Source organism: Ketobacter sp., assembly GCF_003671495.1.
In the GTDB taxonomy this organism is placed as follows: domain Bacteria; phylum Pseudomonadota; class Gammaproteobacteria; order Pseudomonadales; family Ketobacteraceae; genus Ketobacter.
The window spans coordinates 80,917-102,884 of sequence record NZ_RCHN01000028.1; the positions used below are offsets into that span (position 1 = coordinate 80,917).

The following is a 21,968-nucleotide window of genomic DNA, read 5'->3' on the forward strand; positions in this document are numbered from 1 at the left end:
ATGGTGGTTATCCCTGGTTCTGATTCAGGTAGTGGGCACAGTGCTTACATTCCTGCAGGATCTTTTCGACACTGGCCATCAGTTGGGGTGTGGGCACATCCTGTTGCACCTGCAGTTTGATCAGCTCGGCGTTCATGGTGATGTTGTTCAGCATATTGCGCAGGGTGTGACGATCCAGTGACGTTTTATCGTGGTCACTCATGGTAGGGTCTCCTCAACCGGATTCCAGATTGGTGTCGGCTGTCTGTTGATATTGGTTGAGCCGGTTGTACAACGTCTTGAGGCTGATGCCCAGCATCTCGGCCGCCTCCGGCTTGCTGCCGTCGGTGGCTTTTAACGTTTCCAGAATCAGCTGGCGTTCCACTTCCTCAATGGTTTGCCCAGCCTGCAGGGCCGTGGGTTGTTTGGTTTCACTGGCAAAGGGCGAGCCCAGATCATCCGGCAGCACCAGCACCTCGGCGTCCGGCGGAGTAAGAATGTGCGCGCGCTGAATGGCGTGACGCAGCTCCCGCACGTTGCCCGGCCAACGGTAACATTCCAGCCGCGCCAGGGCATCGTTATCCAGTCGATAGCCGGTGCCCTGTTCACGGTTAAACTCATCCAGGAACGATTGCGCCAACAACGGAATATCCTCTTTGCGATTCTGCAGGGGCGGCAGTTCGATGGGAAACACCGCCAGACGAAAGTAGATGTCTTCCCGCAGATACTGTTTCGAGGCCAACTCATCCCGGGTGCGGTTGGTGGCGGACAGCACCCGGCAATTCACGGCAATCTCCTCACTGCCGCCCACCCGGGTAATCCTGCCGGTCTCCAGTGCCCGCAACAGGTTAGGCTGCAGGTCCAGGGGCATTTCGGTGACCTCATCCAGAAACAGGGTGCCGCCCTGGGCCCGTTCGAACAAGCCGATCTTACGGGCATTGGCTCCGGTGAAGGCGCCTTTCTCATGACCGAACAATTCACTGGCGATCAGGTCGGTGGGAATGGCACCGCAGTTGGCGGCCACGAAGGCACCGTCACACCCACTGGCGTTATGAATGGCCCGCGCCACCAGTTCCTTGCCGGTCCCGCTCTGGCCCTGAATCAACACGTTAGCGTTGGAGGCGGCCACCCGTTCAATCATGGTGTAGAGTGCCTGCATGCTGGCGGATTCTCCCACCAGAACCCCAAAGTGTGTCTGCGTCACTGCGCTGTTGTCTTCGGCGCTGGCCACCACCCGGTTGAACAGGGAGCGGATCTTATCCACGTCAATGGGCTTTAACAGAAAGCTCACCTCCGGACCCGCCACCGAACGCACAATGTTCTTCACGGCAACATGGCCGGTGATGAACGCGATGTGTGCCGAACGATTGTGGCGGTACAGTGCTTCCAACACTTCAAAGCCACTGCCGTCGGGCAACATGATGTCCAGCAACACCAGATCATACGTGTTTTGCTCCAGGCATTGGCGGGCATCGGCAACCGTGCCGGCCACGGTCACCGAGTGCTGCAGCAACTCGATTATCTGTGCGGTAGCGTCGGTAAATCCCGCATCGTCATCCACCATCAGGACTTTGGCCACGGTGTTTCACCTTTTTCTGTCGAATGAGTGCATAGGTATAACACAGTCAGAAATGAAAGTTCCATGCCAGCTTTCTCCAAAGTGGTATTAGCGCGAAATACGTCGTAAGTAACCGCATTGAGCGTTGCTGAATTTGTAAGTTCTCCCAAGGTCGCTGGTAAAACTTACAAAAAGACCCTGTATAGCGTGTGCTTTTGCGCAGGGTGGGAACGCCAAACTCCGCGTCATCCCGCGGTAACTCGGGCGTTCGATTGACTGGCATGAAACTGGCTAACCGGAACCACGCTAGCATTTCATACACATCAATATGCACCCTGACATGCAGAGGCTTTTGGCCACAAGGAGACACACCATGAGAACCACCGCTAATCAACCCCACCAACATCCTTTCCATAAACGCCACTGGTTTTGGATGTTGGCGCTGTCCGGATTCATCGCCACCGGTTGCAGTTCCACACCCACAGCAGAACCGGAACCAACGGTTCCCAGCGAACCCGTTACCATTTCCGTCCCGGAGCAGGAGAGCACACCGCCAATCCAGGAACCGGTGCTGGCAGTACAACGCAAAATTTTGTACTTCGATTTTGATTCCGCTGAATTGACGCCACGCTCCCAACAAGTGTTATCGGAGTTGGTCACTGCAGCCCGCAACAATGAACTGATGAATTCCCGCATCGTCATTGCCGGGCACGCTGATGCCACCGGGCCAGAGGTCTACAACGATGCACTCTCGGAGGCACGGGCCAAGACCGTCGAGTCCTTCCTGCGCAGTAAGCTGGATCCCTCGGAGTGGACCGTACAGAGTTTTGGTGAAACCCAACCCACCGCCTCCAATGATAATGCCCAAGGGCGTGAGCAGAATCGCAGGGTCGTGGTGGACTATGTTGCATCCAACAAACCGTTGGCCATGAACTGAATCGCACCTTACGTTTATTTCACGAAAAGCCGGCACTCTGCCGGCTTTTTTTATATGGATTGTATTTGCAAACGGCTCAATGCAGCTTTTGCAAATAGCTTGTAAGCCTTACTTAAAACACCCCCTGATTTTCCGTCTCAGCGCCAGCACGTTATTAAAGGGAATCTCTCTGCAGCCCCCGTCAATACTGGGCTTGAGCGCTTATCAATACGGCCTGGCACGGTTGTTGATATATCTCTGGTGTAACCCATTAACAGGAGCTCACCATGAAAACTGCAATCTTCGCTTTCGTATGTTTGTTCACTCTCGGTTTGACCGCCTGCGACGTTGATGAGGGCGGCGCGGAAGAAGCCGGTGAAAAAATTGATGAAGTGGTTACCGATACCGGCAACAAGGTTGAGGACCTCTGTGAAGACATGAAGCAGGAAATGAACAGCAAGGACACCGACTGTTAATCCCAGTCAGCACAGATTCCACTTTTAAACCCGTTACGGAGGACATCATGAAATACTTAACGCACTTATCCATTGTCACCGCTCTGCTGATACCGGCTCCGCTGGTATCAGCCAGCAACGACGACGATTCAGGTCTCTACGTTGGCGGCAACTACGGTTATCTCAAAGTGAAGGACGACGATGACTTTGACGACGACAACGATGCCTATCAACTGATTATCGGTGGTGACTTCAACGCCTTCATCGGCGTGGAGGGCAGCTACATCGACTTCGGCAAGTATGGCGGTAACGTTGCCAGCGCCGATACCGATGGCTACACCCTGGCCCTGAAAGGCACCCTGCCACTCACCGACTTTTTCTCACTGCACGCCAAAGGCGGTCAGCTGTGGTGGAACAGCGACTACGAGGTCGTCGGTTTTGATGGCAGTGCTGACGGAGATGAATTGTTCTGGGGTGTCGGAGCGGCCTTCGCCGTCACTCAGAACGTTGAGATCACCTTCGATTACACCCGCTACAACGTGGAGTTTTCTGAAGACGAAGTTGGCCTGCTGGCCACAGACAGCATCGACAGTGATGTGGACCTGGACCACGCCGCCGCCGGTGTTCGCTTTAAGTTTTAACCACCCGCGATCAAGTTGATCACCTAGTTCAAGCAAGGAGAAACATCATGACTAACCAAGTGAAAGCCCAAACCCTGTCTGCTACCCAATCCACTCATACTGCGCAATTCGGCGTAGTCAAAAAAATTGCTCTGGCGGTTTGCCTGGGGGTAGCCTCCACCGCCGCTGTACAGAGCTTTGCCGAAGACACCAGTATTCAAACCAAGATCGAACAGATGTCGGAAGACACCAAGACCTATTTCAACAACGGATTGCGCGAAGGCAAGATCGAAACCGCGCTGCTGTTCAATGACAACCTCAACAGCTTCGACATCGATGTGGAAGTGAATGGCAGCAAGGCCCTGCTGCGCGGTGACGTTCCAGGTGGCGTGGAAAAAGAACTCGCCGAGGAAATCGCCCTCAGCGTGGAAGGCATCGATGAAGTGGATAACCTGCTGATGATTTCTGAGAGCGCCAAGGACAAGCCTATGTCGAAAGATGACGATAGCTTCCTCTCTGCAGTGGAAGATGCGTCCATCTCAGCCCAGGTGAAAATGAAGTTGTTGGCCAATGAGTTTGTGGACGGAGTGGACATCAGCGTCGACACCAACAAAAACGTCGTGACCCTCGAAGGTAAGGTGAAAACCGAAGCTGAGAAGGACCTGGCACAGCAGCTGGTGGAGAACATGGAGAGCGTCAGCTCGGTGGAAAACCGCATCGAAGTGCGCAAAAGTTAATGCGCTTTGAAGGTTGGGGGCCAGTGCGTTGTATCGGCATCGCACTGGCCCCGGTGTTTTGGATAACCCAAAGTCTTTTGAGCATATAAGCAAGTTAGTTAGTACTTACTTATATGTCCAGATTCGATACATTCAACGCATTGGTTTCAATAAAGTCACGTCTGGGTTCCACCTGATCGCCCATCAAGGTGGTAAAGATCTGGTCCGCAGCAATAGCATCTTCAATGGTCACTTGCAGCATGCGCCGGGTTTCCGGGTCCATGGTGGTTTCCCACAACTGATCCGGGTTCATCTCACCCAATCCCTTATAACGCTGAATGGTGTGACCTTTCTTGGATTCCGTCATCAACCAGTCCAATGCCTCGGCAAAACTGTCGATGGGCCGCACTTTTTCCCCGCGCTTGATGAAGGCGCCGTCTTCCAACAGGGTGCTGAGCTTTTCACCCATGGATGCAATGGCCTGGTAATCGTCCGAAACCAGGAACTCCCGGGACAGAATGTACTCAGTGGGCACACCGTGAGCCGTCTGCACCACCTTCGGCAAATAAATGTGGCGTTCCTTGTCCTCGTACACCGACACTTCATAGCGTTCGGTGGCGGGTGCTTTACCCATCAGATGGGCGGCCAGTTGTGTACACCAGTCCGCCAGGCTTTCGGCTGAGGTCAGGTTATCTTCCAAGAATGTAGGACTGTAGATCAACTGCTCCAATACAAACGCCGGGTACACACGGGAAAGCCGGTCAATTCGTTTATAGACAGTCCGATATTCCGTCACCAACGTTTCAAGAGCCGACCCTCCAATGCCCGGAGCGTCGGCGTTCACGTGCAGTGACGCGTCATCCAGGGCCGCCTGGGTGAGGTAATTCTCCAGGGCAGAGTCGTCTTTCAGGTATTGCTCCTGTTTACCTTTCTTGATTTTGTAAAGCGGTGGCTGGGCAATATAGACGTAGCCCCGTTCAATCACTTCAGGCATCTGGCGGAAGAAGAACGTCAGCAGCAGGGTGCGAATATGGGAACCGTCCACGTCCGCGTCCGTCATGATGATGATGGAGTGGTAACGGCATTTCTCCGGATCGTATTCGTCCTTACCGATTCCACACCCCATGGCCGTGATCAGAGTGCCTACCTCCGCAGATGAGAGCATCTTGTCAAAACGGGCTTTCTCCACGTTCAGGATCTTACCTTTCAATGGCAGGATCGCCTGGGTTTTACGGTTACGACCTTGTTTGGCAGAGCCGCCCGCAGAATCACCCTCCACCAGGTACAGTTCGGACAGGGCCGGGTCCTTTTCCTGGCAGTCCGCCAGTTTGCCGGGCAGACCGGCAATATCCAGTACGCCTTTGCGCCGGGTCATCTCACGAGCGCGACGGGCCGCATCCCGGGCGCGAGCCGCATCAATGATCTTGTTACAGATGATTTTTGCGTCATTGGGGTTTTCCAACAGATATTCCTGCAGTTTCTCCATCATGTGCTGTTCCACCACGGCTTTCACTTCCGAGGAAACCAGCTTGTCTTTGGTCTGGGAGGAAAACTTGGGATCGGGCACTTTCACTGAAACAATAGCCGTCAAGCCTTCGCGGGCATCATCGCCGCTGGTGTTGACCTTGGCTTTTTTCTGCAGCCCTTCTTTTTCGATGTAGGTGTTCAGACAGCGGGTGAGGGCAGCGCGGAAGCCCGCCAAATGGGTTCCGCCGTCCCGTTGGGGAATGTTGTTGGTATAGCAATAGATGTTCTCCTGGTAGGAATCATTCCATTGCAGGGCCACTTCCACCGAGATCCCTTCATCCTCCCGGTGGCCGTCAAAATAGAACACCTGGTTCAGAGGATTCTTGTTCTGGTTCAGGTAGCTCACGAAGGCGGAGAGCCCACCTTCGTATTGGAATACATCTTCATGGCCGGTGCGCTCATCCACCAGCACGATACGCACACCGGAATTCAGGAACGACAGTTCCCGCAAACGCTTGGCCAGCACATCGTGGGAGAACTTGATGTTGGTGAAGGTCTCCGCAGAAGGCCAGAAATGCAGCTCGGTACCCGTGCTGTCGCTGTCACCCACGGGCGCTAACGGGGCCTCCGGCACGCCGTGCTTGTAGGTTTGCTCCCAGATTTTGCCTTCACGGCGAATGGTGAGCTTGAGCTTTGTGGACAGCGCGTTCACCACGGAAACCCCCACACCGTGCAGTCCGCCGGACACCTTGTAGGAGTTGTCATCGAATTTTCCGCCAGCGTGCAGTACCGTCATGATCACTTCTGCTGCGGACCGGCCTTCTTCCGGGTGAATGTCCACCGGAATACCGCGTCCATTATCTGAAACGGAGATGGATTCATCAGGGTGGATCACCACACGTATTTCCGAGCAATGTCCCGCCAAGGCTTCATCAATCGAATTATCCACCACCTCGAACACCATATGGTGCAGGCCGGTGCCGTCGTCGGTGTCACCGATGTACATCCCCGGCCGCTTGCGAACGGCGTCCAATCCCTTAAGTACTTTGATATTTGAGGAATCGTAGGTCTTTTTGGAATCATCAGACATAGGTGCATTTCGCTCCGGTTGCGGGTTTAGCGGATTTCTTCAAAGGTTCCATGTTCCACGTGGAACATCTTGTGCTCTTCGAAAGCGGACAACATCTCTTGAGTGATAGACTGGTCACTGATGGCAGTAATGAACGTCTGGCAAGGAAACTCTTTCAAAAACCGAATCACATTGTTTATATTTTTTTCATCCAATTCAGCCGGTAGATCGTCTAGCAAAAGAATAGGGGATACCCCGGTCTTCCTCATCATGTACGCAATCTGAGCCAGCCTAACTCCATATAATACCAGCTTTTTCTGCCCCCTGGAGCAAATATCTTTCGCCAGTGACCCGTTCCACAGGATGTCCAGGTCGGCACGATGGGGGCCATAAAGACAGCTCGCACGCTGTATCTCTGACTCCATCTTCTCACTAAGGCACTGTTCCAGGGTGACAAAGGTGGCCTTGTCCCAGCCGGGTCGATACCGGAATTGAATCTCAAGTTCTGACTCAAAATAGTCATGTCGAATGCGACCAAACTGTTCAATCAGAGCATCACAGTACTGCGTCCGTTCTATGTCCAGGCGCTCACCAAAATGGGCGATCACCCGGTTCCAGTGTTGAAGCTCCGTTGTGTTTACCTTCTTACCGGATTTTAGGAGCGCATTCTTTTGTTTAAGACCCGCACGATACTGGCCCCAAATCTCAAGAAAGCGATGTTCCACGTGAAACATTCCCCAGTCCAGCAAGCTGCGTCGCAACGACGGCCCACCCTCTATCAATTCCATGGAGTTGGTTTCTATTGAAATCACGGGGAATACCTTCGCCAGGGCAGACACTTTCTGCTGTAATTTGCCATCCAGCTTTGCGGATGTGATTCCTTTACCGCTCTTGGAAATCCCAACTCGGTGCTTACCAGAATGCTCTGATTCGATGGCACTGAACACCACCAGCTGGTCAGAACCATGCCGGATCAGCTTTTTGCTGTCCGGGGTGCGAAAAGAGCGCCCATTGGAAAGTAAAGCGATGGATTCCAGCAGGCTGGTTTTACCGCTGCCGTTGGCGCCAATAACGAAATTGGTGTTAGGGTGGGGGAGGAGAGAAACAGACTGGAGGTTCCGAAGATTGGACACCTCCAGTGAAAGGAGACGCATACAGAAGTTACTGTTTGGCTGCTACAGGCGCATGGGCATAACGACGTACATGGCGGAATCGTCATTGGCATCAGTGACCAGGGCACTGCTGTTGGAATCCGCCAGTTGCAGCTTGACGCTCTCACTGCGAATCACATTCATCACATCCAGCAGGTAATTCACGTTAAAACCAATTTCCAACTCACCACCGGCGTAATCCACATTGATGGTTTCTTCGGCCTCTTCCTGCTCAGGGTTGTTGGCAACCGTGGTCAGGCTGCCGTTTTCAAAACGCAGGCGAACACCGCGGTATTTCTCATTGGACAGGATCGACACTCGAGAAAAGCACTGCTTCATCTCATTCTTATCACTGATCACGGTTTTATCGCTGTTCTTGGGCAGAACCCGCTCATAATCGGGGAACTTCCCGTCGATCAATTTAGAGGTAAACCGCAGATCTGCGCTCTCGACCCGAATATGGTTGGCACTCAGGGAAACAGAAACGTCGGCATCCATATCGGCAAACAGCTTGGACAACTCCAAAACACCCTTGCGCGGCACAATGGCTTGCACCGGCGATTCCACTTCAACCTGGATCTCGGCATTGCACAGCGCCAATCGATGTCCGTCAGTGGAGACCGCCCGCAACAGGTTGGTGGACACTTCGAACAACATACCGTTCAGATAGAAACGAACATCCTGCTGGGCCATGGCAAAGCCGGTACGATCAATCACCGATTTCAGATAACCCTGATTGATGGAGAAGGTCACGTTACCGGTGGCTTCCTCCAGGTTCGGAAACTCGTTGGAGGGGAGGGTCGCCAGGCTGAAGCGGCTGCGACCCGCTTTTACCGACAGCTTCTGTTCATCCGTGGTGAATTGGATAGTGCTTTCATCCGGTAAGGATTTGCAGATATCCAGCAGCTTCTTGGCAGGAACCGTAATTTCAGCGTGCTCGTACTGACCGTCCAGGGCAACGTGAGCCACCAGCTCTACTTCCAGGTCAGTGCCGGTCAGCGACAGCGTGTCGCCGTCCACCACCATCAAAACGTTGGACAGCACCGGCAGGGTCTGCCTGCGCTCCACCACACCGGCTACCTGTTGCAAGGGTCGTAATAGTTTTTCCCGCTCAATGGTAAAGTTCATAACGAATCCTAAAGCTAGTTAGTGCTAACTTACGAGGTAAGCAACCTCAATAAATTGGTATAGTCCTCACGCACATCGGAGCTGGTCTCCCGCAGCTCCTTGATCTTGCGGCAGGCGTGCAACACGGTGGTATGGTCACGACCACCAAAGGCATCGCCGATCTCCGGCAAACTGTGATTGGTGAGTTCCTTGGCCAGCGCCATGGCAATCTGACGCGGGCGGGCCACGGATCGACTGCGTCGCTTGGATAAAATATCCGCGATCTTGATCTTGAAATACTCGGCCACGGTTTTCTGGATATTATCGATGCTGACCTGCTTTTCCTGCAACGCCAGCAAATCCTTCAATGACTCCTTCACGAAGTCCAGCGTAATGGGCTTGCCGGTGAAGTGAGCATTGGCCACCACCCGCTTCAAGGCCCCTTCCAGCTCACGCACATTGGAGCGCACCCGCTGGGCTACGAAAAACGCGGCTTCATCCGGCAGATTGATTTTCGCCTCTTCGGCTTTCTTCATCAGAATAGCAACCCGGGTCTCCAGTTCAGGCGGCTCAACCGCCACCGTCAACCCCCAGCCGAAACGGCTTTTAAGGCGCTCTTCCACCCCACTGATCTCCTTTGGATAGCGATCACTGGTGAGAATCATCTGCTGACCGCCTTCCAACAGCGCATTGAAGGTGTGGAAGAACTCCTCCTGGGAGCGCTCCTTGCCGGCAAAGAACTGGATATCATCGATCAAGAGGGCGTCCACGGATCGATAGAAGCGTTTGAATTCGTTGATGGCATTGATCTGCAGAGCTTTTACCATATCCGCCACAAAGCGTTCGGAATGCAGGTACACCACTTTGGCATTGGGGTTTTGGGCCATCATGAAATTGCCCACCGCATGCATCAAGTGGGTTTTACCCAGACCCACGCCACCGTAGAGAAACAGGGGGTTGTAGGCCTGGCCGGGATTCTCCGCCACCTGGGTGGCCGCGGCGCGGGCCAACTGGTTGGACTTACCTTCCACAAAGCTGGTGAAGGTAAAGGCAGGGTTCAGGTTGGTCTTGTGCTTGATGGTCCCGCCCATGTCCACTTCCCGGGCTTTGGCTTCCTTTATAGTACCTTTATTAGAGGCAGCCGCAGGGGAGGTATGGGATTCAGCTTCGGAGGCCGGCAGCGCGTGCTCAACCACGGTTACAGAACGACCGGAACGGCCGGTGGAGGTATCCACATTGGACGGCGTCGGCTTGGTCTGGCGGGAACCGATGGCCAGCACCACGTGCAGGGGTTCTTCATCCAGCGCCAGCTCTTTCATCAATTCTGAGATACGACCCAGGAACTTTTCATTCACCCAGTCCAGAACAAACCGGTTCGGGGCCAACAGGCGCAACTGTACGCCATCCACTTCAGCCTGCAGCGGTCGTATCCACATATTGAATTGCTGTGAGGGTAATTCTTCTTGTAATCGATCCAGGCATTGATGCCATAGCGAACTTACCACTTGGCCAGCCCCCAGTGATATCGGCGATTTGAAATGGATTGAACCCAGAATGATATACCCCGATCCAAGACTTATCCACAGAAGAAAGTGAGTTTTTTAGCCGCCAACTCCTTGACTGACCGAGTGAATTTATCTTGTGGACAAAACCTGCATGAACACAGGGAATAACTGGGTACCAAACAGGGGATAACCGTGCAACCTGAGTTATCCACATCTATATCATCAATTTTCCAGCAGCTAATACCGTTTTATAACACATAGTTATTAATATCCTAACTATATGTATTTGTTGAACAAATAATGGTTATCCACAGAAACTATCAACACCAGTAACAACAACCATAATCTTTTCTTTATATATTCTTTATTTATTATTACGACCTGTGGACGGTGAAAAACAGCGTGCGATTCACCGATTGACAGTCCCCTTTCTTAACCTTAGAATTGCGCCTCTTTTTTCCCATGGTGGGTCAGGGGCTTTGCGAGCACTTTGTGGGCCACCCTGAAACACTTGAACACACCAGAGCGGTCGTACCATGAAAAGAACATTTCAACCCAGCAATCTGAAGCGCAAGCGCACCCACGGTTTCCGTGCCCGTATGGCCACCAAGAACGGTCGTAAAGTCTTGGCTCGTCGTCGCGCCAAAGGCCGTCATCGTCTCTGCGCCTAAAAGCTGAATCGGTGGCGTGAGCCCGTTTGCCTTCCAACGCCACCAGCGCCTGCTGACCCCGTCACAATACAAAAGTGTATTTGACCAGACAGAAGGCCGCGTCAGTCATTCCGCTTTTTTACTGCTTGCACGCAAAACCCAGCCGGAGCAACCCGCTCGGCTGGGTTTGGTCGTGGCCAAAAAACACTTAAAGCGCGCGGTGGACCGAAACGGGTTCAAGCGGGTCGTCCGTACCCAGTTTCGCCTGTCTCAAGCACAGCTGATCGGCCTGGATATTGTGGTGTTGGCCCGCCCGGGTGTAAAAGAGCTGGATGCCCGGCAATTGGCGGCGGAGCTGCAGAAGTACTGGCCCAAGCTGGTGCGCCGGTGCCATACTGCACCGACCCAGTCCTAGGGGGTACTCCACTGAAAGCGGTCGCCTTGTTCCTGCTTAGAATTTACCAATTGGCCATCAGCCCGTTGATGCCGCCCCATTGCCGCTTTGAACCCTCCTGCTCGACTTATGCCCAAGAAGCGATCCAACGCTATGGCTTTGCTCGCGGCAGCCTGTTAACCTTGCGGCGGCTATCTAAATGTCATCCTTGGGGCCCCGGCGGCTACGATCCGGTACCGGACGCAAACGGCCACCAGGGCTGTAATCATTCAAACACTAATCCGACAGACAATAAGTGAAGATGGACTGGCAACGAACCCTCTTGATCGCCGCTCTGGCCGTGGTGTCTTACATGATGATTCTGCAATGGCAGAAAGATTATGTGGAAGCACCCCAGTTGGAACAGGTGGAATCTTATGCACAAAGTTATCCACAGGACCTGGCGGAAGACGTCCCCACTGAAGACATGGCAAGCGCGGCCGATGTGCCCCAGGACCCATCCGTAGCGGCGGACACTCCGGCTCTGGAAACCCTGAAACCCACCCAGGGGCTGATTCGGGTGGAAACGGATGTGCTGTCGGTGAAAATCAATCCAGTGGGTGGCGATATTGTGGCCGTGGGCTTGAAGGATTATCCAGCGTCCCTGGCCACACCCAACGTGCCGTTTACCCTGTTGGAATCCTCCAACGAGCATACCTACATTTCCCAGAGTGGCCTGATTGGTCCCGACGGTCCGGACAGCAATCCCGGTGGCCGCCCTCAGTACGCCAGTGACCAGACCAGTTATACCCTCAGCGGGAAAGAGCTGGTGGTGACCCTGCGTTACCAGCAGGATAACGGCGCCCTCATCAGTAAAGTGTTCACCTTCACCGCCGGCAGTCATGTGGTGAACGTGGATCATCGGGTGGAAAACCACGGCACCGAGACCTGGCAGGGCCTGATGTACGGCCAGATCAAACGGGATGGCAGTGCCGATCCCGGTCTTAACAGCATGGTGGGCTTTGGCTTGCCTACTTATCTCGGGGGCGCCTACTGGGATCAGGAAAAGACCTATAACAAGATCAGCTTCGACGATATGGTGGAAGCGCCGCTGAACAAGAAAATTCCCGGCGGTTGGCTGGCCATGATCCAGCACTATTTTATGAGTGCCTGGATACCGGACCAGGATCAGACCCACCACTACAGTACCCGGGTGGCCAAGGGCAATCACATCATCGGTTTCACCACGCCCAAGATTTCCGTGGCACCCGAACAGTCCCACACCTTTTCTGCCCGTTTCTACGCAGGGCCCAAAATCCAGAAAGATCTGAAAGCACTGTTGCCCGGCAAGGGCATGGACCTGGCCATTGATTTCGGCCCCCTGTTTTTCATTTCAGAGATTCTGTTCTGGTGCCTGGATACGTTCCATTCCTGGACGGGTAACTGGGGCTTCGCCATTATTCTCTTAACCATGTTGGTAAAAGTGGTGTTCTTCTATCCCTCTGCGCTGAGCTACAAATCCATGGCCAAGATGCGCAAAGTGGCACCGGAGATGACCCGGCTGCGGGAGCAGTACGGTGATGATCGGCAGAAGTTGTCCCAGGAAATGATGAATCTCTACAAGAAAGAGAAAATCAATCCGTTGGGTGGCTGTTTGCCGATTCTGATTCAGATGCCGGTGTTCCTGGCGTTGTATTGGGCTTTGTTAGAAAGTGTGGAATTGCGGCAGGCCCCCTTCCTGTTCTGGATCCAGGATCTGGCGGTGATGGACCCCTATTTTGTACTGCCCTTGATCATGGGTGGCAGTATGTGGGTGCAGCAGATGTTAAACCCGGCACCACCGGACCCCATGCAGGCCAAAGTGATGAAGATGATGCCGATCCTGTTCACCGTCATGTTCCTCTGGTTCCCGGCGGGACTGGTACTGTACTGGGTGACCAACAACATTCTGTCCATTACCCAGCAGTATGTGATTACCAAGCGCATTGAATCCGGCGCCAGCAGCTGACGCCCTCACCGGAACAGCCAGTGAACAGCCTTCGCGGTTTGGATAACGACACCATTGCGGCCCAGGCGACTCCGCCGGGGCGCGGTGGCGTTGGCATCATCCGCCTGTCCGGTGCCAAGGCCAATGGCATCGCCCGCACACTGTGTAAAAGAAACCTGCCATTTGAACCCCGCTTCGCCCACTTCGCCCGCTTTCACGATGGTGATGGCCAGGTGCTGGACGAAGGGCTGGTGTTGTATTTTCCTGCCCCCAACTCGTTTACCGGCGAGGATGTGGTGGAACTGCAGGGCCATGGCGGCCCCGTGGTGATGGCATCGCTGCTCAATCAGGTGGTGGAGCTGGGTGCGCGGGTGGCCCGCCCCGGTGAGTTCTCCGAACGGGCGTTCCTCAATGACAAAATCGACCTGGCCCAGGCCGAGGCCATTGCCGACCTGATTGACTCCTCCTCTGAGCAGGCTGCGCGCAGCGCGTTGCGCTCCCTGCAGGGGGCTTTCTCCGACCAGATCAATACCCTGGTGGAACAGGTGATTGCCCTTAGAATGTATGTGGAAGCCGCCATCGACTTCCCGGAGGAGGAAATCGATTTTCTGGCGGATGGGAAAGTGCTGGGGGATCTGGATGCCATCATCGAGCAGCTGAACCTGGTGTTCAAGGCCGCCAATCGCGGCGTGTTGATGAAAGAAGGGATGAAGGTGGTGTTGGCGGGTAAGCCCAACGCGGGCAAATCCAGTCTGCTCAACGCCTTGTCCGGTCGTGATACTGCCATTGTGACCCCCATCGCCGGTACCACCCGGGATGTATTGCGGGAACACATCCACCTGGACGGCATGCCACTGCACATCACCGACACCGCAGGCCTGCGGGACAGCCCGGATGAGGTGGAGCAGGAAGGCATCCGCCGGGCCTGGGAGGAAATCCGTCAGGCCGACCGCGTGCTGATGCTGGTGGATCGCACCACCGTAAGCGCTGGGGATTTTTCAGCACAGGCTCTGTGGCCGGAGTTTGTGCAACAATTGCCGGCGGGAACCCCACTCACCCTGGTGCTGAATAAAATCGACCTGATGACGGATGTCCCGTTGCTGGATAGTTCGGGCCACACCGTGATTCCGCTGTCCGCCAAAACCGGCGAGGGAGTGGACGTGCTGCGAGAGCACCTGAAATCCTCTATGGGCTACAGTGGTGAGAATCAGGGGAGCTTCACCGCCCGCCAGCGACATATTGAAGCCCTGAAGCGGGCCCGATCCGCCTTGGACCAGGGACGTGAGCAATTAGTGTGCGCCGGAGCCGGCGAGCTGTTGGCCGAGGACCTGCGTCTGGCGCAGGAACACCTGGGCGAAATAACCGGTCGCTTTACCCCGGACGACCTCTTGGGAAGAATCTTTTCCAGTTTCTGTATTGGTAAGTAAAACAGAGACTTATAATAATTTTTCCGACTCCATGCTGAACCCTCAACCCCTGTAAGAGAATTCGACACGGCGCTATGACTGTGACCTGTAAACATTTCTTTACAGTCATGTTGCTCTGATTAAATGTTAAAAATGAAGCAATTGATTGAGTGGCTCCCTAATTGGGTGCGGCCTGCTCTGGCTTGTAAACTACCTTGAAAACTAAAGTTATATCCATATATATCAATAACTTATACAGATATACAGAGTAGATTTTTGGTCAGTTATTGATCGAAACTGGGTGTTGTTCTGTCGGTATTCTTAACACCCTGAACGTCAAATTATGTTAACTACATGATTTAAATAGAATTATTTTTTGGCCTGCTGTTTGCAGATCAAGGCTCATCGCAGTAAGCGACCCACCAGCGATCGTCAAGGGAAGGAGTGATCGCCGTTTTGGGTGCAGACTCCGGTCTGCTTTCGGCAAAGGGAAGTTGACCCCTTAGGTCAGTCGTTATTGCCTTGTATTCCTTCCCACTTGCCACAGCGGCCCCCCAATCTGGCCCCGGCAAGATTGGCCCCCGATACAACCCTGGGGCTGGCGAAGAACACGGAAACTTCAAAGTCAGACTTCTGATTTTGGCAGGGACAGTTTGTTTGAATTTCAGTGTGCAAAGACGAACTCTTATTGATTTGGGCGACGTAGTATTATGAGCAACGATGGATTTGTGAGAAACAACGTGAATCAGTTTGCGTTTCTGTATCGATTAGTCGATCTCGTAATCATTCAGGCAACGCTTTTTCTGGCAACCCAGTTGTACGGAGTGCAGTATGATTTCCAGCACTTTGTATTGGCGCTGATTGCCAATGTATCGTTTTCGTTTGTGTCTGAACTGCTGTGGCTTTACCGTTCCTGGCGTGCCGGTGCACTCAAGGAGATGCTATTCTACAGTTTCCTCAGCTGGGTGGTGGCCTTACTGCCGGTACTGCTGTTTGTGTTTTTCGCCCAGGTGGCGGAGCACTTCTCCCGTCTGATTCTGGGTGCCTGGATCGTTTCCACGTTTGTAGCGCTCAGTGGCTGGCGCATCGCTTTCCGCTATTTTCTGTTTCACATGCGTCGCCGCGGACACAATACCCGCAAGGTGGGCATCATCGGTTTGTCTGATTCCGGCTGCAAGCTGGCCAAGGAGCTGCGGGACCATCCGGAAACCGGTTATGTGCTGAAAGGCATTTTTGATGATCGTGCAGGGGATCGTCTGGACTGTGAGTTTGTGTCCGGTCTGGAAGGCAATGTCGCGGAAGGGGTACGTCGGGCTCAAGCCGGCGAATTTGATGAACTGTTCATCGGTCTGCCTTTTACCGCAAAAAATCGAATCGAACACATCCTGCGTCTGCTGGGTGATACCACCGTCGATGTGCACCTGATTCCGGACTTCTTTATCTACAATCTGCTGCATGCCCGCATCGGTCAGGTGGGTGAGCTGCAGACTGTGAGTGTGTACGACACACCCATTCGTGGTGGCTGGTCGCTGTTGAAACGCATGGAGGATCTGGTGTTGTCGCTGATGATCCTCACCGTGATCGCCATTCCCATGTTGTTCATCGCCATCGGTGTGAAGCTGTCTTCCCGTGGCCCGGTGATTTTTGCCCAGGATCGATACGGCCTGGACGGCCGCAAAATCAAAGTCTACAAGTTCCGCTCCATGCGGGTGACGGAGAATGGCGCCAAGGTAACGCAGGCATCAAAAAACGATTCCCGCATCACGCCCTTCGGAGCTTTCCTGCGCCGTACCTCGCTGGACGAGTTGCCCCAATTCATCAATGTATTGCAGGGCACCATGTCCATCGTTGGCCCCCGCCCCCATGCGGTTGCCCACAACGAGGAATACCGCAAGCAGATTGAATACTATATGCTGCGGCACAAGATGAAACCGGGTATTACCGGCTGGGCCCAGATCAATGGCTGGCGCGGTGAGACGGACACTCTGGACAAGATGAAGATGCGTATCCAATACGACCTGGAGTACATCCGCAACTGGTCCTTGTGGATGGATTGCCGGATCATTCTGGCTACGTTCACCAAAGGCTTTGTGGGTCAGAACGCTTACTAGAGCACTCCTAATCCCGAGCACAAAAAAAGCCATCGTTTGATGGCTTTTTTTGTTATTCCGATATTTATTTTGGCAGTAGTGGTTGCCACCAGTCCTGATTTTCCAGATACCAGTCCACGGTTTTCACCAGGCCCTGCTCAAAGTCTACGCTGGGTTTGTAGCCAAGCTCATCGCGAATTTTTTTGGCGTCGATGGCGTAACGTCGGTCATGGCCGGCGCGATCGGTGACAAAGGTGATCAGCTCCTTGCTGGATTGCCCATTGGCCATAGGGCTGGCACTGAATTGCTCTTTCAACTCGGGGCGACGGCTGAAGATGCTGTCCATGGTTTCACACAGCACGTTCACCAGGGAAAGGTTATCCCATTCGTTTTCGCCGCCAACGTTGTAGGTTTCTCCCACCACGCCTTGCTCCAGGATCAAACCGATGCCGACACAGTGGTCCTTCACATACAACCAGTCCCGGATGTTTTTGCCGTCACCGTAAATGGGCAGGGATTTGCCGTGCAGAATATTGGTGATGCACAGGGGGATCAGCTTTTCAGGAAAGTGATAGGGCCCATAGTTATTGGAACAGTTGCTGGTGGTGGTGTTCAGGCCATAGGTGTGATGGTAGGCGCGAACCAGGTGATCGGACGCGGCCTTTGAGGCGGAATAGGGTGAATTGGGTTCATATTGATTGGACTCCGTGAACGCAGGAGCATCCGCATCCAGGGAACCGAATACTTCGTCGGTGGAAATATGATGAAAGCGGTGGTTATCGAAGTGTTGCTTTTGGGTGAGCCACACTTCCCGTGCAGCTTTCAGCAGGGAATGGGTGCCCACCACGTTGGTATCGATAAAGGCGTCCGGACCGGTAATGGAGCGATCCACATGGCTTTCTGCAGCGAAATGTACGATGGTATCCAGATCGTGTTTCTGCAACAGCTCAGTAACCAGCGCCTGATCGATGATATCACCCTGAACAAATTCAACCCGGTTACTGTCCAGAGCCAGATCCAGGCTGGCCCGATTGCCGGCATAGGTCAGTGCATCCAGCACCACAATCCGGCAGTCGGGATAGCGTTCCAGGCAATAATACACAAAGTTCACACCGATAAAGCCTGCCCCGCCGGTGATTAAGAGCTTACGCACAGCTGTCTCCTTAACATTACTCGGTTATTCAAAAATCTATTGGCCGGCCAGTCGATCCAGCACGGCCCGCAACTCTTCCCGCCAATGCACTTTGGGTGCCTGCACAGCGTCATAGGTCCTGGATTTATCCAACACACTGAAAGCCGGACGTTTTGCCGGCGTCGGATAATCTGCGGTGAAAATAGGGTTGATCTTCACACCAGTGGGTACCAGATCACGGGCCAGCGCTTCTTCATAGATGGCCACGGCAAAATCATACCAGCTGGCGACGCCGGCATCGGTCCAGTGATACACGCCATTGCCATCGGAATCGAGAAAACGCACCAGGGTATCCGCCAGGCTATAGGCGGAAGTGGGGGTTCCCACCTGATCACATACGATGCCCAGGGTGTCCCGTTCCCGCATTAAACGCAACATGGACAACAGGAAATTAGCGCCCACATCGGAATACAACCAGGCGGTGCGAACAATCACCGAGCGCCCGGGATGGTATTGGGCAATGGCCTGTTCCCCGGCGAATTTGGACTCACCGTAAGCCCCGATCGGCTGGCAGGGTGCATCCGTGGAATAGGGTGTGGACTGATTGCCGGAGAACACGAAATCCGTGGAAACGTGAAACAGCGGACGATCCAGTGTCGCGCAGGCCTGTGCCATGGCGGCTACCGCATGCTGGTTGATGCAATACGCCAGTTCGGTGTCGGACTCGGCTTTATCCACCGCGGTATAGGCGGACAGGTTCAGCACAGAATCCGGCTGGATTGCCGTAATAAAAGGTGCAATGGCCTGAGTGTCCGTCAGATCGATCTCCGCCCGGGTAGCGGCCACCACGTCATGGCCGGCTAACTTGGGCAGCAGGCATCGACCCAGCTGCCCGTTAGCGCCGAATACCAACACCTTCATACTGTGCCACCCTCAAAATAGTCCGCCTGTTGTAATGTAGCACCCTCGGCATCCTTGGCCGAAAGCAGGGGAGCTTCGCCTTCCTTAAGGGGCCAGTCGATGTTTACATCAGGGTCATTCCACAACAGACTGCGCTCATACTCTGGCGCATAGTAGTCGGTGCACTTATAGAGAAATTCTGCACTTTCCGACAACACCAGAAAGCCGTGGGCGAAACCCGGCGGCACCCAGAACAAGCGCTTGTTCTCGGCGGAAAGTTCCACGCCCACCCATTTGCCGAAGTGGGGGGATGCCTTGCGCATATCCACCGCCACATCGAACACCCGACCCTCGGTGACCCGCACCAGCTTACCCTGAGGATTCTGGATCTGGTAATGCAGGCCCCGTAACGTCAGGTGCTTCGATTTGCTGTGGTTGTCCTGGATGAAGCGGCCCTGGATGCCCAGCTCCTCTGTCCAGCTGTCCCGCCAGCTTTCCAAAAAGAAACCGCGATCGTCGCCAAAGACTTTGGGTTCGATAATCTTTACATCAGGAATGTCGGTTGGAATGATGTTCATATTTGAGAGGGTCCGTGTTTGTCGGTCAGAATTTTTTCCAGATATTGCCCATAACCGCTTTTGCGCAGGGGTTCGATCAGCTGGGCCATTTGCTCAGCGTTGATGTATTTCATCTTGTAGGCAATTTCCTCCGGGCAGCCGATTTTAAGGCTTTGCCGGTCTTCCACCAGCTTCATGAAGTTGGCGGCATCCAGCAGGGAGTCGTGGGTGCCGGTATCGAGCCAGGCGTAACCGCGGCCCAGCACTTCCACGCTTAACTGACCCTGGTCCAGATACACCTTATTCACATCGGTAATCTCCAGCTCGCCCCTTGCAGAGGGCTTGATGGATTTCGCGATATCCACCACCTGGTTATCGTAGAAATACAACCCGGTGACGGCAATGGAGGACTTGGGTTTTTTCGGTTTCTCTTCGATGTCCGTGACCTGGCCATCGTCGGAATAACTTACAACGCCGTAGCGCTCGGGGTCTTTAACGTAGTATCCAAAGACCGTGGCACCGGATTCCTTCTGGGCCACTTTCTGCAGCTTCTGCGACAGGCCGCCACCGTAAAACAGGTTGTCCCCCAGTACCAGGCTCACATGATCCCGGCCGACGAACTGCTCGCCGATGATGAAGGCCTGGGCCAGGCCGTCCGGGGAGGGCTGCTGGGCATATTGAATATTGATGCCCCATTGACTGCCGTCACCCAGCAAATGCTGGAAAGCCTCTGCATCGCGGGGCGTGGTAATGATCAGCACATCCTTGATACCGGACAACATCAGGGTGGACAGGGGGTAGTAAATCATCGGCTTATCGTAAACCGGCATGAGCTGTTTGCTGACGCTGTGCGTTAAAGGGTGCAGGCGTGTACCGCTGCCCCCGGCCAGAATGATGCCTTTCATACCCATTATCTATCCTTCCTTCTTCATCAATTAGCGGCATTGAGCGCCGGCAACTCTAGGTGTGACTCTAACAGACTTTCACGGATGTCTCGCCTGTGGTGTGGCAATTGTTATTCAAGAATCAGACCATTGCTAGTGACACCCCACTGTAAGGGCATCCATGGTACGGGGCAATTGTGGAGCCCCCATTACGGAAGACCCGTAACATACTCCGCATTCAAAATGGCACAAATTACGCTTTTATATAGGGAGCTTTTGCTTAGGGTGAGAGGTCTTATCGTTTAGACTATGGCTCTCGTGTGACTGGCAACTTTGGCAGGGTTTACAGAAAGTTACGTAACGTAACTATCGCTATAAAGCGCATGGTCATAATTTTACTATAGTTGAGCAGTAACTTTACAGTCTGCGAGACAGTCTGCGAGTAGTAACCTGTATTGGGGCGGTATCGGCTATGACTAACGAAGGATTTGTTAGAAACAACGTAAACCAGTTTGCGTTCATGTATCGTTTGGCGGATCTGGTGATCATCCAGCTGGGATTGCTGTTGGCGACCCTGATCTACGGTGTTCAATACGATTTCCTCTATTTTGTTTTGGCACTGATCGCAAACCTGTCCTATTCCTTCGTCTCTGAGTTGCTCTGGTTGTATCGTTCCTGGCGCGCCGGCGCGCTCAAGGAAATGCTGTTCTACACCCTGTTGAGCTGGACCATCGCGTTGCTGCCGGTGTTGATGTTCGTGTTCTTTGCCAAAACGGCGGAGCACTATTCCAGGCTTATTCTGGGAGGCTGGATCGTGGCGACGCTCTGTTTTTTGTGTGGTTGGCGGATTCTGTTCCGACTGTTCCTGTTTCATATGCGAAAGCAGGGGCACAACACCCGCTCGGTCGCCATCATCGGGCTATCGGATTCGGGCTGCAAACTGGTTCAGGAAATCCTCGACCACCCCGAAACCGGCTACAAGCTCAAAGCCATCTTTGACGATCGTTCCAAAGAGAATCAACTCGACCGCATCAACAACCGCTTCAGCGACCTGGTGGAAGGTGATGTGAATGAAGGGGTGAGACGGGCCCAGGCCGGGGAGTTTGAAGTCCTGTTCGTTGGCTTGCCGTTCTCTGCCAAAAACCGGATTGAACAAATACTGCGGTTGTTGGGGGATACCACGGTGGATGTCCACCTGATACCGGATTTCTTCATCTATAATCTGCTGCATGCCCGCATTGGTCAGGTCGGTGGACTGCAAACCGTCAGTGTGTACGACACGCCCATGCGGGGGGGCTGGTCGTTGCTGAAGCGTGTGGAAGATCTGGTACTGTCGCTGATTATCCTCACCGTGATCGCCATCCCCATGCTGATCATTGCCATCGGTGTGAAGCTGTCTTCCCGTGGCCCGGTGATTTTTGCCCAGGATCGATACGGCCTGGACGG

Annotated in this window: 21 protein-coding genes; 11 read left to right on the forward strand and 10 right to left on the reverse strand. The window is 53.8% G+C overall.

Features of this window, described 5'->3' with window-relative positions:
- Positions 1-7: 7 nt before the first annotated feature.
- Complete coding sequence (locus tag D9N14_RS14230) at positions 8-202, reverse strand: hypothetical protein (RefSeq protein WP_290580813.1); 195 nt, start codon at positions 200-202, stop codon at positions 8-10.
- A gap of 12 nt (positions 203-214) precedes the next feature.
- Positions 215-1,558, reverse strand: coding sequence for a sigma-54-dependent transcriptional regulator (locus D9N14_RS14235; RefSeq protein ID WP_290580815.1), 1,344 nt, complete (start codon positions 1,556-1,558; stop codon positions 215-217).
- Between the two features lie 352 nt (positions 1,559-1,910).
- On the opposite strand from D9N14_RS14235, the gene D9N14_RS14240 reads away from it, so the two are divergent.
- The 4 genes from D9N14_RS14240 (at position 1,911) to D9N14_RS14255 (ending at position 4,265) form a co-directional block, all read left to right on the forward strand.
- Positions 1,911-2,474 (forward strand): OmpA family protein, encoded by a 564-nt coding sequence (locus D9N14_RS14240; RefSeq protein WP_290580817.1) that lies wholly within the window; start codon positions 1,911-1,913, stop codon positions 2,472-2,474.
- Between the two features lie 266 nt (positions 2,475-2,740).
- On the forward strand, positions 2,741-2,929 hold the full coding sequence (locus D9N14_RS14245) for a hypothetical protein (protein WP_290580819.1): 189 nt from the start codon (positions 2,741-2,743) through the stop codon (positions 2,927-2,929).
- A gap of 47 nt (positions 2,930-2,976) precedes the next feature.
- Entirely contained in the window at positions 2,977-3,549 is a 573-nt protein-coding gene (locus tag D9N14_RS14250; protein WP_290580821.1) for a porin family protein, read from the forward strand.
- 47 nt (positions 3,550-3,596) lie between these two features.
- Entirely contained in the window at positions 3,597-4,265 is a 669-nt protein-coding gene (locus D9N14_RS14255; RefSeq protein WP_290580823.1) for a BON domain-containing protein, read from the forward strand.
- A 109-nt stretch (positions 4,266-4,374) separates the two neighbouring features.
- On the opposite strand, the gene gyrB is transcribed toward D9N14_RS14255, so the two are convergent.
- The 4 genes from gyrB to dnaA are packed head-to-tail and all read right to left on the reverse strand — an operon-like array spanning position 4,375 to position 10,543.
- Positions 4,375-6,801 carry a DNA topoisomerase (ATP-hydrolyzing) subunit B gene (gene gyrB, locus D9N14_RS14260; protein WP_290580825.1) on the reverse strand — a complete coding sequence of 809 codons (2,427 nt, stop codon included), beginning with the start codon at positions 6,799-6,801 and terminating at the stop codon, positions 4,375-4,377.
- A gap of 26 nt (positions 6,802-6,827) precedes the next feature.
- Positions 6,828-7,934: a DNA replication/repair protein RecF gene (gene recF, locus D9N14_RS14265; protein ID WP_290580827.1), complete on the reverse strand. Its 1,107-nt coding sequence runs from the start codon at positions 7,932-7,934 to the stop codon at positions 6,828-6,830.
- Between the two features lie 21 nt (positions 7,935-7,955).
- Positions 7,956-9,059: a DNA polymerase III subunit beta gene (gene dnaN, locus D9N14_RS14270; protein WP_290580829.1), complete on the reverse strand. Its 1,104-nt coding sequence runs from the start codon at positions 9,057-9,059 to the stop codon at positions 7,956-7,958.
- A gap of 29 nt (positions 9,060-9,088) precedes the next feature.
- On the reverse strand, positions 9,089-10,543 hold the full coding sequence (dnaA, locus tag D9N14_RS14275) for a chromosomal replication initiator protein DnaA (RefSeq protein WP_290580831.1): 1,455 nt from the start codon (positions 10,541-10,543) through the stop codon (positions 9,089-9,091).
- Positions 10,544-11,079: 536 nt separating this feature from the next.
- On the opposite strand from dnaA, the gene rpmH reads away from it, so the two are divergent.
- The 6 genes from rpmH (at position 11,080) to D9N14_RS14305 (ending at position 17,070) form a co-directional block, all read left to right on the forward strand.
- On the forward strand, positions 11,080-11,214 hold the full coding sequence (gene rpmH / locus D9N14_RS14280) for a 50S ribosomal protein L34 (protein WP_290580833.1): 135 nt from the start codon (positions 11,080-11,082) through the stop codon (positions 11,212-11,214).
- Positions 11,215-11,230: 16 nt separating this feature from the next.
- On the forward strand, positions 11,231-11,608 hold the full coding sequence (gene rnpA, locus D9N14_RS14285) for a ribonuclease P protein component (RefSeq protein ID WP_290580835.1): 378 nt from the start codon (positions 11,231-11,233) through the stop codon (positions 11,606-11,608).
- An 11-nt stretch (positions 11,609-11,619) separates the two neighbouring features.
- Complete coding sequence (gene yidD / locus D9N14_RS14290; RefSeq protein ID WP_290580851.1) at positions 11,620-11,886, forward strand: membrane protein insertion efficiency factor YidD; 267 nt, start codon at positions 11,620-11,622, stop codon at positions 11,884-11,886.
- Between the two features lie 2 nt (positions 11,887-11,888).
- The gene (gene yidC / locus D9N14_RS14295; protein WP_290580837.1) at positions 11,889-13,574 is read left to right on the forward strand and encodes a membrane protein insertase YidC; all 1,686 of its coding nucleotides are present in this window, start codon (positions 11,889-11,891) and stop codon (positions 13,572-13,574) included.
- A gap of 20 nt (positions 13,575-13,594) precedes the next feature.
- Positions 13,595-14,980, forward strand: coding sequence for a tRNA uridine-5-carboxymethylaminomethyl(34) synthesis GTPase MnmE (mnmE, locus tag D9N14_RS14300; RefSeq protein ID WP_290580839.1), 1,386 nt, complete (start codon positions 13,595-13,597; stop codon positions 14,978-14,980).
- 689 nt (positions 14,981-15,669) lie between these two features.
- A complete protein-coding gene (locus tag D9N14_RS14305; protein WP_290580841.1) occupies positions 15,670-17,070 on the forward strand; it encodes an undecaprenyl-phosphate glucose phosphotransferase in 1,401 nt (466 codons plus the stop codon).
- A 64-nt stretch (positions 17,071-17,134) separates the two neighbouring features.
- Here D9N14_RS14305 and rfbB read toward each other — a convergent pair whose 3' ends face one another.
- From rfbB to rfbA, 4 genes are read right to left on the reverse strand one after another with little or no spacing between them, the layout of a single operon-like run.
- Positions 17,135-18,202 carry a dTDP-glucose 4,6-dehydratase gene (gene rfbB / locus D9N14_RS14310; RefSeq protein ID WP_290580843.1) on the reverse strand — a complete coding sequence of 356 codons (1,068 nt, stop codon included), beginning with the start codon at positions 18,200-18,202 and terminating at the stop codon, positions 17,135-17,137.
- A 36-nt stretch (positions 18,203-18,238) separates the two neighbouring features.
- A complete protein-coding gene (rfbD, locus tag D9N14_RS14315; RefSeq protein WP_290580845.1) occupies positions 18,239-19,102 on the reverse strand; it encodes a dTDP-4-dehydrorhamnose reductase in 864 nt (287 codons plus the stop codon).
- Positions 19,099-19,659 (reverse strand): dTDP-4-dehydrorhamnose 3,5-epimerase, encoded by a 561-nt coding sequence (gene rfbC, locus D9N14_RS14320; protein WP_290580847.1) that lies wholly within the window; start codon positions 19,657-19,659, stop codon positions 19,099-19,101. Before rfbC ends, rfbD begins: the two co-directional genes overlap by 4 nt.
- Positions 19,656-20,549 (reverse strand): glucose-1-phosphate thymidylyltransferase RfbA, encoded by an 894-nt coding sequence (rfbA, locus tag D9N14_RS14325; RefSeq protein WP_317622627.1) that lies wholly within the window; start codon positions 20,547-20,549, stop codon positions 19,656-19,658. The genes rfbC and rfbA overlap by 4 nt, the downstream gene beginning before the upstream one ends.
- A 445-nt stretch (positions 20,550-20,994) precedes the next feature.
- On the opposite strand from rfbA, the gene D9N14_RS14330 reads away from it, so the two are divergent.
- A partial coding sequence (locus D9N14_RS14330; RefSeq protein ID WP_290580849.1) for a sugar transferase occupies positions 20,995-21,968 on the forward strand: 974 nt, incomplete at its 3' end.